Source organism: Seleniivibrio woodruffii (genome assembly GCF_029267515.1).
GTDB lineage: Bacteria > Chrysiogenota > Deferribacteres > Deferribacterales > Geovibrionaceae > Seleniivibrio > Seleniivibrio woodruffii_A.
In genome coordinates, this window is record NZ_JAJUIS010000006.1 from 58,219 (window position 1) to 71,249 (window position 13,031).

A 13,031-nucleotide genomic window follows, 5' to 3' on the forward strand; every position below is an offset into this window, starting at 1 on the left:
GTCCTTGCTTAGAAATGCACTGACTAATAAAATAGTCAAATTAAGGCGGGTTATATATATAAAAAAGGAAGGCCGGCCTCCTGCCGGCACTCACAGTGAGCTCCGTCTCAGCGGCGCGGTTGTTCCGCTACCGATGAGAGGTATATCAAGTTACATGCCAACTTTTATCAGAACTATGCCAGCCATTATTATAAGGGTGCCTAATATCTTGTAGGCAGTGAACTTTTCTTTGAAAAAGAGGATTCCCATTATAACTCCGAACAGCGTGCTGACCTGTCTCAGCGCCGACGCATAGGAAAGGTTTACCATGTTTAGACCATAGCGGTAGGAAATAAAAGACCCGAACACCACAAGTCCGGCAAAAACAACCCACCATCTGTCTTCTTTTATATAATTAAACGTGATTTCACCACGACGTATAGAATAAACAAATATGAACATTGTCATAAACAATGACATTGAATAGACGTATAGAATGAAATTGCCTCCACCAACGCCTTTCTTGTCCATGAGCGCACCGAAGGAATAGAAAAATGCACCGGCAAGGGCAAAAACTGCTCCTTTCCCAAATTCGCCCCACTTACCCTTTACGCGATTTAGAACAGCCGTTCCCAAAACAGTCAATATAACCCCTGTTAACCCCATAACTGTCAGATGTTCTTTAAGAAAAATTACAGCCCAGATTACAATGAAAAAAGGAGATGCTGTGGTGAGCGGGTAAACCAATGATACGTCTGCATATTTATAGGCAGTTGATACGGAGAGATGATAGATGGAGAAAAAAATAGCTGCGATAAAGGCTGTTATAACCACTCCTTTATCGAAGTACATATAGTCTCTGAAAACTACGGGGTACACAGCCGTAAAGAATATAATATTTGCAAAATGCATGTAAAAATTGAATGCGTATTTATTTTTTGATCTTTTAAGCAGCACATTCCACAATGAATGTGTGAAAGCACTGAAAATTATGAATAGAAATCCAACCATTTTTTCCCGTTTAAAATTAGAACTGGCAAACGTTTTTCAATATTTGAAATAGCGTCTTTTTTATCTTGTTATTTTTTTGATTATGACATACCTCTGACATCTGCGTCAATAATAAATATTTGTCAGACAAGTATAAAATTGCACTTTCAGGGGCTTTATGTTATTAGCTTTTTCTATGCATTAGTGCACACTGTATACAATTTGGGTGTTGACATAGGCTATCATTAATGTTAAAAATAAACACTGTTTAAATCTGACGACAATAAAAGTGGAGGCATTTCAATGGGACTTAAAGAAGTACTCAAGCAGAAAATCGATGCTCACCGCCCCAGAACAACCAGACTCCTTAAAGAGTTCGGAAACGTTAAACTGGGTGAATACACAATCGAACAGTGTATCGGCGGCGGAAGAGGCATCAAATCTCTCGTTACGGATATCTCCTACCTCGACCCTATGGAAGGTATACGTTTCCGCGGATATACAATCCCCGAAGTAATGGAAAAACTCCCCAAACCCGACGGCAAAGACTACCCTTATGTTGAAGGCTTCTGGTATCTCCTTCTGACAGGCGATATCCCCACAAAAGCTCAGGCAGAGGAAGTTGTTGCAGACTTCAAAACACGCGCTCAGGTTCCCCAGTACGTTTTCGACATCCTTCGCGCTATGCCCAGAGACGAGCACCCCATGGTAATGTTCTCTGCTGCTATCCTTGTTATGCAGCGCGAGTCTAAATTCGCAAAATTCTATAACTCAGGCTTCAACAAAATGACAGCTTGGGATTCTATGTATGAAGATGCTACTGATCTTCTGGCAAAACTGCCCGAAATCGCTGCATACATCTACAGAATGAAATACAAAGGCGATACTCCTATCGCTCCCGACTACAGCCTCGATTTCGGCGGCAACTTCGCTCATATGATGGGCATCAAACCTCCGTATGATGATGTTGCAAGAATGTATTTCATCCTTCACTCCGACCATGAGTCAGGCAACGTTTCCGCACACACAACTCACCTTGTTGCGTCTGCGCTTTCCGATGCATACTACTCACTGTCTGCCGGTATCAACGGTCTTGCAGGTCCTCTTCACGGTCTTGCTAACCAGGAAGTTCTCGGCTGGATTCAGGACGTTTATCAGAAACTCGGCGGTAAAGTACCTACTAAGGAAGACCTTGTTAAATTCCTTTGGGACACTCTGAAAAGCGGTGCGGTTATCCCCGGATACGGACACGCGGTTCTCAGAAAAACCGACCCCAGATACACTTCTCAGCGCGAATACTGCCAGAAATATCTGCCTAACGACGAACTGTTCACAGTTGTTTCAATGATCTATGAAGTTGCCCCCGGCATTCTTCAGGAGCATGGAAAAGCTAAAAACCCCTGGCCTAACGTTGACGCACAGTCCGGTGTTATCCAGTGGTACTACGGTCTTACAGAGTACGACTTCTACACAGTTCTTTTCGGTGTCGGTCGTGCGCTTGGTGTTCTTGCGAACATCACTTGGGACAGAGCACTCGGTTATGCGATCGAGCGTCCCAAATCAGTTACTACAAAAATGCTCGAAGACGCTGCCGGTATCCAGTAAGCGATTCTTTAAAGCAGAACATATCGAAAAAGGCGAGCCATCAGGTTCGCCTTTTTTTATTGATTAATAACTATTTTATCAGAAAGACTGTGGCTGGTGCATTTAAAGTAAATAACGACGCATCTTAGGACGAAACAACAAAAATAAACTAAGATGAGATCGCTTCGGGCATAAGACCCTCGCGAAGACGAAACGAAACCTTGTAACTGCGAGAAGCAAAGCGAGGAAGCAGTCTCATCTTTGAAAATGCGCAAAAGTTCTACAGAATATTTTTGATGATAAAGTCAGCTATCTGCTGCGGATTGTTCAGGTCTAAAAGCACTCTGCCCTGAACCTGAGGATTTTCAGGCATATCTGTTGCCACAGCTATCAGGTTTTCATCTTCCGCACATTGCAGCTTTGTGGAATATCCGCTTCTGAAAACCTCTATCTTTTTTTGCAGTTCCTTTTTAAAACCTTCTGCTATAATAATATCGGTGTAATCGGGCAGCATCGCCGTGAGTTCCTCGATGGACTTTTCTTTGTCAACATCGCATATCATGGCGTATTTTTCTTTATTTGATATTAAGATGGCTCTTGCTCCGGCTTTTTTGTGACGCCATGTGTCTTTGCCTTCCTTGTCCATCTGGAAATCGTGAGCGTCATGTTTAACAGTGGATACGTTGTAGCCTTTTGTCGTCAGCAGCGGAATTACTTTTTCTATAAGCGTCGTTTTTCCGCAGCCCGATGTCCCCACAAATGATACTAAAGGTTTCAAAACATACCTCCATGTGTGTATACTACCGAATGTAGGCTGAAAATATTGAAAATGCAAGAAAGGTTGTGCAAATGATTAGAAACACAGCGATTATGGCGGGGGGACAAAGCCGCAGATTCAATTCAGACAAAACTCTGGAAGAGGTTTTAGGAAAAAAACTTATCCGGCATACGCTTGACGGAATATCGGAATGGGCGGACGCTCTGGTTGTTGTTGCAAAGGACTGCGGAAAATATTCGTTTCTGGGCGTTCCCTGCGTAACAGATCTGTTTGAGCAGCAGTGCCCTATGGTTGGCATACTCACTGCGCTTAAATTTTTTGATTCTCACGTTTTTGTGGTAGCTGCTGACACTCCTCTGGTGAACAGTGTACATGCGGAAAAGCTGCTGGCGGCTTGCCGGGGAAGAGACGCTGCGGTACCCGTTATAGACGGAAAGATGCACCCGCTTTATGCCGCGTATGCGCCGAGTCTGATACCGATACTTGAGAAGCAGATAGCTGATGAAAACTACCGTCTTACTACGGCATTTGACCTGTCAAATGTGGTATATCTATACGAGAGTGACATATTAGCCTCGGAAAATGAAAAAAAATCGTTTATAAATATAAATACTAAAGAGGATCTCGAAGCAGCTATTGATTTTATGCAAGGAGAGTAAGGATGGCAGAGAAAAAATTCAGACTGGTGACAAGAAGCGATTTTGACGGGCTTGTCTGCGCAGTGCTTCTGAAAGACATGGATATCATCGACGATATCAAATTTGTTCACCCTAAAGATATGCAGGACGGACTCATTGAGATAACAGGAAGCGATATCACGACCAACCTGCCATACGTTGATGGCGTGTATCTCGCTTTTGACCACCATCTCAGCGAAACCATCCGCGTTGGCAAAAAAAATAATCATATTATAGAACCGGATGCTCCGTCGGCAGCCCGTGTGGTGTATAACTACTACGGCGGAAAGGCGAAATTTCCGAATATAGGCGACGATATCATGGAAGCGGTGGACAGGGGCGATTCCGCAAATTTTACCCTTGATCAGGTGCTCAATCCGAAAGGCTGGGATCTGATGAACTTTCTGATGGATGCCAGAACCGGACTGGGGCGTTTCCGTGATTTCCGTATATCAAACTATCAGCTCATGATGAAACTCATCGACCTCTGCAAAGACCACTCCATTGAAAATATTATGCAGGATGAAGATGTTAAGGAGCGCGCAGAGCTGTATTTCGAACAGCAGAAGCTGTTTGAAGATCAGGTGAAAAAATGCGCTAAGATATACAGCAACCTCGTTGTGCTCGATCTGCGCGAAGAGGAAACCATCTACGCAGGCAACAGGTTTATGATATACGCTTTGTTTCCTGAACAGAATATATCAATCCATGTCATGTGGGGGCTTAAAAAGCAGAATACTGTATTTGCCACAGGTAAATCCATATTCAATAAAACGTCGAAGACAAACATCGGTGAACTGATGCTCCAGTACGGCGGCGGAGGGCATATGAACGCCGGAACCTGTCAGGTTTCCAACGAAGAGGCTGAACAAAAACTCGCCGAAATTGTCAGAAAGATAAACGCTGACGGCTGATATTTTACGCATATATACCGCCGTCGGCTCCGGCGGCGGTTCTTTTAAAATGAACCAATGTTAACTTATATAAAAAGGTTGCATTTGTCTTATTTTTGTATTGACAAATCGGTTAGCAAACGAACATATTATATGGACAGGGCTATACATTGATAATCAATATCGGGAGGTTGCCATGACTGTTAAGGATCCGGTAAGCGGAATTTCGCATCTTATAGGAGCTATTTTATCTATAGCAGCACTTACTGTACTTGTGGTTCTTTCCGCTTATTACGCAACAGCATGGCACGTCGTATCGTTTTCCATATACGGAGCGAGCATGACAATGCTTTATCTTGCGAGCGCGGCGTACCACATATTCAATCTGGGCGAAAAGGGTACCAGAAGACTTAAAAAAGTTGACCACGTTATGATATTCATGATGATAGCGGGTACTTACACCCCGTTCTGTCTGATACCGCTGCGCGGCGGCTGGGGATGGAGTATTTTCGGTGTTGTGTGGGGTATAGCGGTGCTGGGCATCTTCTTCAAGCTGTTTTTCATCCATGCACCGAGGGTGATATCCACTGTCATTTATATAATAATGGGTTGGATAAGTGTTGTCGCCATCTACCCCATAGTTAAAAATATCCCTACTGGCGGTGTAATGTGGCTGGTTGCCGGAGGGCTTTTCTATACCGTAGGCGCGGTGGTTTACGCGACCAAAAAGCCTAACTTTTCAAAACATGTGGGATTCCATGAGATATGGCACTTCTTTGTTCTGGCGGGCAGTTTCTGCCACTTCATGACCATGATACTGTATGTGCTCTGGATAAACCCTGTGAAATAAGAGATAAAATAAAAGGCGGAAGTTTTTGACTTCCGCCTTTTTTTTGATGTTGGTGAGGTTTAGTATTTCAGACCGGGAGGCGGGAACTTTCTGCAAAGTTCTTTAACCTCTTTGGCTATTTCTTCAAGAAGTGCTTCGTTTTCAAAATTATCAACAGCTTTGTTCATCCACTCTGCGGTCTTTTTAACTTCCGCTTCTCCGAAACCTCTTGAGGTGAGGCAGGCAAGACCAAGTCTGATGCCCGACGGGTCGAAAGGTTTGCGGGTGTCGTAGGGAACGGCGTTGTAGTTAAGAACGATGCCGGCTTTGTCCAGAGCTTTTGCAGCCTGTTTGCCTGTGATGTTCTTGTTGGTGAGGTCTATGAGCATAAGGTGGTTATCGGTGCCTCCTGTAACGAGGTTGAATCCGTAACCTTTAAGAGCTTCTGCCATTGTTTTTGCATTTTTGCAGATATTTGCTGCATATTCTTTAAATTCGGGCAGCATAGCCTCTTTAAGAGCAACTGCGATACCTGCTGTTGTATGGTTGTGGGGTCCGCCCTGAATACCGGGGAAAACGGCTTTGTCAATAGCCGCGGCGTGTTTCTCTTTGCAGAGTATCATACCGCCTCTGGGACCTCTGAGGGTTTTATGTGTAGTTGTAGTTACGACATCGGCATAGGGAACGGGGCTGGGGTGCGCACCGCCGGCAACGAGACCTGCGAAGTGAGCCATGTCAACAAAGAGGATTGCGCCGACTTCGTCAGCTATCTCTCTGAATTTTGCGAAGTCGAGCTGACGGGGGTATGCGGAGTGCCCTGCAATTATCATTTTGGGCTGGTGTTCGACAGCAAGTTTTCTGATGGTGTCGTAATTCAGAAGACCTGTTTCCCTGTCCAGTTCGTATGAAACTATGTTGAAATATTTACCTGTGATGCTCACGGGTGAGCCGTGGGTAAGGTGTCCGCCGTGGGGCAGAGCCATCCCCATAACGGTTTCGCCGGGTTTAACGAAAGCAAGGTAAACCGCGAGGTTTGCGGGTGAGCCGGAATAGGGCTGAACGTTTGCGTGTTCTGCTCCGAAAAGTTCTTTTGCGCGTTCGATAGCCATCACTTCGATGGGATCGATGAACTGCTGACCTTCATAATATCTTTTGCCGGGGTAACCTTCGGAATATTTGTTTGTCAGTACTGTGCCTGTGGCGTCCAGAACTGCCTGAGAGACGTAGTTTTCAGAAGCGATCATACGGATTTTGTCGATCTGTCTCTCTTCTTCATGTTTGATGAGTCCGTAAAGTTCGGGATCAAATTTTCTGAGATCTTCCATTGAAAAAGCCTCCTGTTAAGTCCGAAAACAAAAAGAGCGTCCGGACGGTTCATCATTGCGAACAGCCCAGACGCACGGCTTTTAAAGGTTAATCCCCCACTTCCCGGAGGTTCTCCTCCTTAATCTGCGTCAGTCATGGGGTTCTGGTCTCTTTTAAATAATTCCTGTTCTCTTGTCAAATGATTTATTTGTACGGTACAAGGGTCACGCCCGCATCTTCGGCTGTCTTAACTCCGCCGAGAATGTCGAAAGCGTTGATGTATCCGTTATCATGGAGAACTGGCAGCAGTTTGGACGTTCTGTTTCCTGAACGGCAGATTATGCCGAATTTCTCATTTTTGTCCGGCACGATTTTTTCAAGCTCCGAAAGGAAAGCCTGATTGTTGTAATTACCTTTTTCATCGAAGTAGGTGAGTGTGAAAGCACCCGGTACTATACCCGTCTGTACCCATTCGCCCTTAGTGCGGATGTCGATTATTTTAACACCGGAATCAATAAGGTTTTGACTGAGCGGCTGGTTGCTTTCGGAGCCTGCAGGTTTCTGTATGGCGAAAAAGAACACACAGAACATAAGTGCAACTACCGCAATAATAATTCCTGTTTTTTTCATATCTCCCTCGTTTAATAAATTTATTGATTGTATATGAAAACGGGAAAAAATTCATCTTTTTTGCGCACAGGCGTTTTTTTAGTTCAGTTTTTTGCAAAAATAATATTTAATACGGCGAAACATTTTTCAGATGTTCCAATTCATTATTTAAGGAGTTGATCATGAGGACAGCTGTTGATGCCTACATGAAAGACTGGACAGAACGCGAAGAGATTGCAACCGAAATGGTTCCGGTGATAACAAAACTTTACAAGCAGAAAGGTGTTGTTATCAGACTCTTCGGTCAGTCTCTGGTCAGGAAAAACCCCATACAGGTCATGAAAGGTCACAGGTTCGCAAGGCTTATTCTGGACAAAGAGCTTTCCGTGCGCGACACAGAACCTTTTCTTACCGCCGTTGCGGCTCTGGAAACCAGCCCCGCGACAATCGACATAGGCAAACTTTACGCCAAATACGAAAAAACTGATAAAAAGCTCTCTATCGCAGACTTTGTCAAGGCGGAACTCGCCGAGATTACGACAGGTGACTTTGAAGAGCTTCCCGCAAAAGATGTCGTACTGTACGGTTTCGGTCGTATCGGTCGTCTTATGGCGCGTATCATGATAGGACGCTCCCGTGTCGGCACAGGTCTTCGTCTGCGTGCGGTGGTAATCCGTAAAGGCGAAAAGATGGATATCGCAAAACGCGCAAGCCTCCTCCGCCGCGACTCCGTTCACGGAGCTTTCGAAGGCACCATCATCGTTGTCGAGGAAGAAGACGCTATCATCGTTAACGGCAACTACGTTAAGTTCATAGCCTCTGAAGGTCCCGATAAGGTTGACTATACCCAGTACGGTATTGAAAATGCGCTTGTCATTGACAACACAGGTAAATGGTCTTCCGAAGAGGGGTTGGCTCTGCACCTCCAGTCTAAGGGAGTTGACAAGGTAATCCTCACAGCTCCCGGCAAGGGAACGCTGCCCAACATAGTTTACGGCATCAACCACAAGGACATTAAGCCTGAGGACAGGATAATCACGGCGGCAAGCTGTACGACAAACGCAATCGTTCCCGTCCTTAAAATCATTCAGGATAAATATGGCATAGTTAACGGTCACGTTGAAACTTGCCACTCATATACCAACGACCAGAACCTGATAGACAACTATCACAAAAAATCCAGAAGAGGCAGAGGCGCTCCCCTTAACATGGTTATCACAGAGACCGGCGCAGCGAAGGCTGTTGCAAAGGCTCTGCCGGAGCTTAAAGGCAAGCTGACCGGAAACGCTATCCGTGTCCCCACGCCCAACGTTTCTCTGGCTATCCTCAACCTTTCTCTGGCTAAAGAGGTCACTCTGGACGAGGTGAATGACTATATACGTGATATGTCGCTCACATCCAGCCTCACAGACCAGATACAGTTCGTAAACAGCGCAGAGGTTGTTTCTTCCGACTTCGTTGGCAACAAGTCAACAGGCATCGTTGACGGTCTCGCCACAATTGTTGACGGCAGTCGTATTGTGCTTTATGTATGGTACGATAACGAATACGGATACAGCCGTCAGGTTAACCGTATTGCGGAATATATATGCGGGCTTAGGCTCAAGACCTATCCCCAGACATATTAAATGATATAAAAACCGGAGGTAAAAACCTCCGGTTTTTTTCTGCCCATAACACATCGCATTTCGGCTTTGTCGGATAAAAAATATTGCTCATGTACAATAGACGTACACTGCGCATATTTTTTTCTCCTCCGCCTTGAACTGCTCGGTTATGGACAGAAAGTTTTGTCGCAATCGGCTGGAAATACGCTTGCACTTTTGGAAAAAAAACATAAAATCCTAATCAGCAAATAACGAGGTAGAGACTTAAATGAAAAAAGCATATCTGGTACTTTCCGACGGCACTGTCTTCGAGGGCGCGTCATTCGGCGCAGACGGCACCTGCGAAGGCGAGGTTGTTTTCAATACATCTATAACCGGCTATCAGGAGATACTTACAGACCCTTCGTATTACGGGCAGATGGTCGCAATGACCTACCCGCTGATAGGCAACTACGGCATCAACAGTGAAGACTTCGAATCCGACAAGGTCTGGCTCTCAGCTTTCATAGTTAAAGAATACAGCCACATATACTCAAACTACAGAGCCGACAAATCACTCGGCGATTTCCTGAAAGAGCAGGGAGTCATAGGCATCGAAGGCATTGACACCCGTATGCTCGTGAGACACATCCGCGAACAGGGTTCTATGAACGCAATCATAAGCACAGAGATTGACGACGTTGAAAAGCTGAAACAGATGGCAGCCGCCATAAAAAGTATAGAGGGACAGGACTACGTTCAGCATGTTACATGCAAAAAAGCGTACAAATGGACACAGAAGACATGGACTCTTGAAGATGGTTACACCGACGTTGTGAACCCCTCAAAGCACATTGTCGCTGTCGATTTCGGCATCAAAAAGAACATCCTCAGATATTTTGCAGACATGGGCTGCGCAGTGACAGTCGTACCCGCGAACACATCTTTTGAAGAGATAGACTCTCTCAAACCAGACGGTGTGTTCCTTTCAAACGGACCCGGCGACCCCGAACCCGTTAAATATGCCATCGAACTTGCAAAAAAACTCATCGGCAAATATCCTTTATTTGGAATTTGCCTCGGTAACCAAATCCTTGGTTTAGCCATGGGCGGAAAGACCTATAAACTTAAATTCGGACACCACGGAGGAAATCAGCCTGTTAAGGATTATGAAACAGGCAGAGTTGAGATAACCGCGCAAAACCACTGCTTCGCGGTTGACGTTGACAGCCTCGGCGATAAGGTGGAGGTTACTCACATTAACCTGAACGACCAGACCGTCGAAGGTCTGAAACATAAGACTCATCCCATGTTCTCCGTGCAGTACCACCCCGAAAACGGACCCGGACCGCAGGATGCGACATACCTTTTCGAACGCTTTATAAATATGATTGATAAGCATAAAAGTGCATAAATGATAAGAATCGCAGTTATTGCATTCGCTGTTGTGATGTTCCTCGCCACGGCATCGTTCGGTCTCTGGACGGTGAAGTGCGAGGACTTCCTCAGCAACACACGCGTTACAGCAGAGATAACGGTTCCGAAACAGAACGGTTTTAATGTGATGTATGAAAATGTGATAGCGAAACTGAACCCTCCGTTCATGTTCAGAGAATATCTCATTCGTGTCAAAGAGATAGATCTTAATATGAAATACGGTTACTACAAAGTTGAAGACACACCGCTTAAAGATTTCCTCAACGATATTATCCTCGGCAAACAATCTACAATGAAGATAACCTTCCCCGAAGGCTATAACACCTATGATATGGCGGCAAGGGTGGGGCGGTTCATTGTTGACGATGGTGAAGAATTTTTACGGCTGACACGGGATAAAAATTATATTTATGAGCTGACAGGACAGAATCTTGAAAGCCTTGAGGGATATCTGTACCCAAGCACATACACGTTTGAACCTATGACCAGACCTAAAAAAGTCATAAAAACGCTCTACTGGTACTTCAAAAAACAGCTTCCGGCGGATATTGAAAGCCGAGCGGCGGCGCTGGGTATGTCCGTTAACGACATAATCATCCTCGCATCCATCATACAGAAGGAAACCTACGACCCTGCGGAAGCGCCTCTGATATCCTCCGTTTACCACAACAGGCTGAAAAAAGGTATGCGCCTTCAGGCAGATCCCACAGTCATATACGGACTTCTGCCGGAGTTTGACGGAAACCTGCGCAAACGCAATTTGCAGGATCCGTCCAATCCATATAACACATACAGACACGGCGGACTTCCGCCCACTCCAATATGCAGCCCCACCAGAATGGCGATAAACGCGGCACTTTACCCAGCGGACACTGACTACCTGTATTTCGTGGCGGACAAGAACCACAGACATACGTTCAGCGTCAGCTATGACGAACACAGGGAGAAAGTGAACGTTAACCAGAAGCAGTGATAAAAACACTTTCATTATAGGAACTTGCCCGCTATTATATCATTATGCGGAACAATGTTAATATTCGTATTCACAACAGAAAATCCATAGAAATGAAGCTGGAATACGTTCCCGCCGGAGCACCTGACAGGTCGGATTACCAGATTGATCTTTTTCTGTTCTTTCCTGGCAATATGGGGATTAACGAAACTACATACGAAAAGAAACATTTCTATCAGGATCTTACAAGAAATATACGTCTGAAAACCCCCGATTTTTATCTGAATAATTACTATAAACGTCTGAAACACTTTGACGATACATGCAGGGTTGCGATGCACTCGCCGAACTGCGAATATATGTATAAAAAATTTGTCTGCGGCTACAGAGCCATGCTGCGTAACCATACGGCTAATATCACAGACGAGAGCACAGAAGAGGACATAGGGCTGCTCCTTGAGCATGTTGAAAAAAACCGTAATATATTCCGTAAACTGAGAAAAAAACACGAAGGTTCCGACATGTTCGTACTCGGCGACGAGTTTACAAGTGTCGTTTCCAACGTTTATCTGGTAAGGCTTTATGACAGGCTTAATGCACCGCAAAAAGAGATGATACTCGATACCATCAAAGAGGAACTGCATTACCGCAGGGAGCATTATCCCCAGTCGACGGCGGGAGACGACGAACAGAACGAAAAACTTATCAACCGTTATGAATGGCTTAAAAGTTATTTCTATTCAATTCTGCACCTGCAGGCGAAACGCAAAAAAGCTGATACCGCCACAACAGGGCTTCTTTACGCCTTTGCAGCGGGACTTTCCATGGTTTTTGCAACTGTAATAGCCTTCTGGGCGCAGATGAAATACGGCAATTTCACAGTTCCGTTCTTCGCCGCTCTGGTGTTGGGATATATGTTCAAGGACAGGATTAAAGAGGGTGCGCGGGCATACCTGCGCAAGAAATTCTCCGCACATATTTACGATTTTGAAACTCTCATCTATGAAAGCAGCAACAGGCACGCCATGGGTAAAACCTATGAGAAAGCTGCTTTCATAAACGTTAAAGACCTTCCGTCATACGCGGCGAACGGCTATGACCCGACGGACAACATCATCAGGTTTTCAAAGACTGTACGCATAAACCATAAAAAGATTAAAGAGGTTATGGACAGCGAGATAGACGGTATTACGGACATTATGAGGCTGAACGTCCGCAGGTTCATATCGGGACTTGAAGAACCTCTCACACTGGTGTACTCTGTGTCCGACACGAACCTTGAAAAGAAATATGTGGAAAAAACCTACGATATGAACGTTGTGCTCCGTGTTGCCGGTAAAAACGGGGAGGCGGTTATCCGCGGGGTGCTCACTGTTTCCGCAAGAGGAATAAAAAGATTCAGGATGGATTGA

The 13,031-nt window shown here is 45.1% G+C and carries 12 protein-coding genes and 1 riboswitch; of the genes, 8 read left to right on the forward strand and 4 right to left on the reverse strand.

Annotated elements, in window-relative coordinates:
• Nucleotides 1–150: 150 nt before the first annotated feature.
• On the reverse strand, nucleotides 151–990 hold the full coding sequence (locus Q7P67_RS07920; RefSeq protein WP_303851425.1) for a DMT family transporter: 840 nt from the start codon (nucleotides 988–990) through the stop codon (nucleotides 151–153).
• 282 nt (nucleotides 991–1,272) lie between these two features.
• Between Q7P67_RS07920 and Q7P67_RS07925 the strand changes: the two genes are divergently transcribed.
• Entirely contained in the window at nucleotides 1,273–2,574 is a 1,302-nt protein-coding gene (locus tag Q7P67_RS07925) for a citrate (Si)-synthase (RefSeq protein WP_303851426.1), read from the forward strand.
• A 259-nt stretch (nucleotides 2,575–2,833) separates the two neighbouring features.
• On the opposite strand, the gene mobB is transcribed toward Q7P67_RS07925, so the two are convergent.
• The gene (mobB, locus tag Q7P67_RS07930; RefSeq protein ID WP_303851427.1) at nucleotides 2,834–3,331 is read right to left on the reverse strand and encodes a molybdopterin-guanine dinucleotide biosynthesis protein B; all 498 of its coding nucleotides are present in this window, start codon (nucleotides 3,329–3,331) and stop codon (nucleotides 2,834–2,836) included.
• 71 nt (nucleotides 3,332–3,402) lie between these two features.
• Between mobB and Q7P67_RS07935 the strand changes: the two genes are divergently transcribed.
• From Q7P67_RS07935 to Q7P67_RS07945, 3 genes are all read left to right on the forward strand, one after another.
• Nucleotides 3,403–3,990, forward strand: a complete 588-nt coding sequence (locus tag Q7P67_RS07935; protein ID WP_303851428.1) for a molybdenum cofactor guanylyltransferase — start codon at nucleotides 3,403–3,405, stop codon at nucleotides 3,988–3,990.
• A 2-nt stretch (nucleotides 3,991–3,992) separates the two neighbouring features.
• A complete protein-coding gene (locus Q7P67_RS07940) occupies nucleotides 3,993–4,922 on the forward strand; it encodes an exopolyphosphatase (RefSeq protein WP_303851429.1) in 930 nt (309 codons plus the stop codon).
• A 175-nt stretch (nucleotides 4,923–5,097) separates the two neighbouring features.
• Nucleotides 5,098–5,751, forward strand: coding sequence for a hemolysin III family protein (locus tag Q7P67_RS07945; RefSeq protein WP_303851430.1), 654 nt, complete (start codon nucleotides 5,098–5,100; stop codon nucleotides 5,749–5,751).
• 59 nt (nucleotides 5,752–5,810) lie between these two features.
• Here the strand turns inward: Q7P67_RS07945 and glyA are convergent, their stop codons facing one another.
• Entirely contained in the window at nucleotides 5,811–7,055 is a 1,245-nt protein-coding gene (glyA, locus tag Q7P67_RS07950; RefSeq protein ID WP_303851431.1) for a serine hydroxymethyltransferase, read from the reverse strand.
• 57 nt (nucleotides 7,056–7,112) lie between these two features.
• Nucleotides 7,113–7,202, reverse strand: a riboswitch (ZMP/ZTP riboswitch).
• 37 nt (nucleotides 7,203–7,239) lie between these two features.
• The gene (locus Q7P67_RS07955) at nucleotides 7,240–7,665 is read right to left on the reverse strand and encodes a rhodanese-like domain-containing protein (protein WP_303851432.1); all 426 of its coding nucleotides are present in this window, start codon (nucleotides 7,663–7,665) and stop codon (nucleotides 7,240–7,242) included.
• Nucleotides 7,666–7,826: 161 nt separating this feature from the next.
• Between Q7P67_RS07955 and Q7P67_RS07960 the strand changes: the two genes are divergently transcribed.
• From Q7P67_RS07960 to Q7P67_RS07975, 4 genes are all read left to right on the forward strand, one after another.
• Nucleotides 7,827–9,272 (forward strand): glyceraldehyde-3-phosphate dehydrogenase, encoded by a 1,446-nt coding sequence (locus tag Q7P67_RS07960; RefSeq protein ID WP_303851433.1) that lies wholly within the window; start codon nucleotides 7,827–7,829, stop codon nucleotides 9,270–9,272.
• 247 nt (nucleotides 9,273–9,519) lie between these two features.
• The gene (carA, locus tag Q7P67_RS07965; protein WP_303851434.1) at nucleotides 9,520–10,644 is read left to right on the forward strand and encodes a glutamine-hydrolyzing carbamoyl-phosphate synthase small subunit; all 1,125 of its coding nucleotides are present in this window, start codon (nucleotides 9,520–9,522) and stop codon (nucleotides 10,642–10,644) included.
• On the forward strand, nucleotides 10,645–11,640 hold the full coding sequence (gene mltG, locus Q7P67_RS07970; RefSeq protein ID WP_303851435.1) for an endolytic transglycosylase MltG: 996 nt from the start codon (nucleotides 10,645–10,647) through the stop codon (nucleotides 11,638–11,640).
• Between the two features lie 44 nt (nucleotides 11,641–11,684).
• Nucleotides 11,685–13,031, forward strand: a complete 1,347-nt coding sequence (locus tag Q7P67_RS07975) for a hypothetical protein (RefSeq protein ID WP_303851436.1) — start codon at nucleotides 11,685–11,687, stop codon at nucleotides 13,029–13,031.

Bases quoted from the DNA above. Each gene is read 5' to 3' on its own strand.
- mltG (WP_303851435.1), top strand. From the start codon at position 10,645: ATGATAAGAATCGCAGTTATTGCATTCGCTGTTGTGATGTTCCTCGCC.
- Q7P67_RS07920 (WP_303851425.1), bottom strand. From the start codon at position 990: ATGGTTGGATTTCTATTCATAATTTTCAGTGCTTTCACACATTCATTG.
- Q7P67_RS07940 (WP_303851429.1), top strand. From the start codon at position 3,993: ATGGCAGAGAAAAAATTCAGACTGGTGACAAGAAGCGATTTTGACGGG.
- Q7P67_RS07975 (WP_303851436.1), top strand. From the start codon at position 11,685: ATGCGGAACAATGTTAATATTCGTATTCACAACAGAAAATCCATAGAA.
- Q7P67_RS07945 (WP_303851430.1), top strand. From the start codon at position 5,098: ATGACTGTTAAGGATCCGGTAAGCGGAATTTCGCATCTTATAGGAGCT.
- Q7P67_RS07955 (WP_303851432.1), bottom strand. From the start codon at position 7,665: ATGAAAAAAACAGGAATTATTATTGCGGTAGTTGCACTTATGTTCTGT.
- Q7P67_RS07960 (WP_303851433.1), top strand. From the start codon at position 7,827: ATGAGGACAGCTGTTGATGCCTACATGAAAGACTGGACAGAACGCGAA.
- Q7P67_RS07935 (WP_303851428.1), top strand. From the start codon at position 3,403: ATGATTAGAAACACAGCGATTATGGCGGGGGGACAAAGCCGCAGATTC.
- carA (WP_303851434.1), top strand. From the start codon at position 9,520: ATGAAAAAAGCATATCTGGTACTTTCCGACGGCACTGTCTTCGAGGGC.
- glyA (WP_303851431.1), bottom strand. From the start codon at position 7,055: ATGGAAGATCTCAGAAAATTTGATCCCGAACTTTACGGACTCATCAAA.
- Q7P67_RS07925 (WP_303851426.1), top strand. From the start codon at position 1,273: ATGGGACTTAAAGAAGTACTCAAGCAGAAAATCGATGCTCACCGCCCC.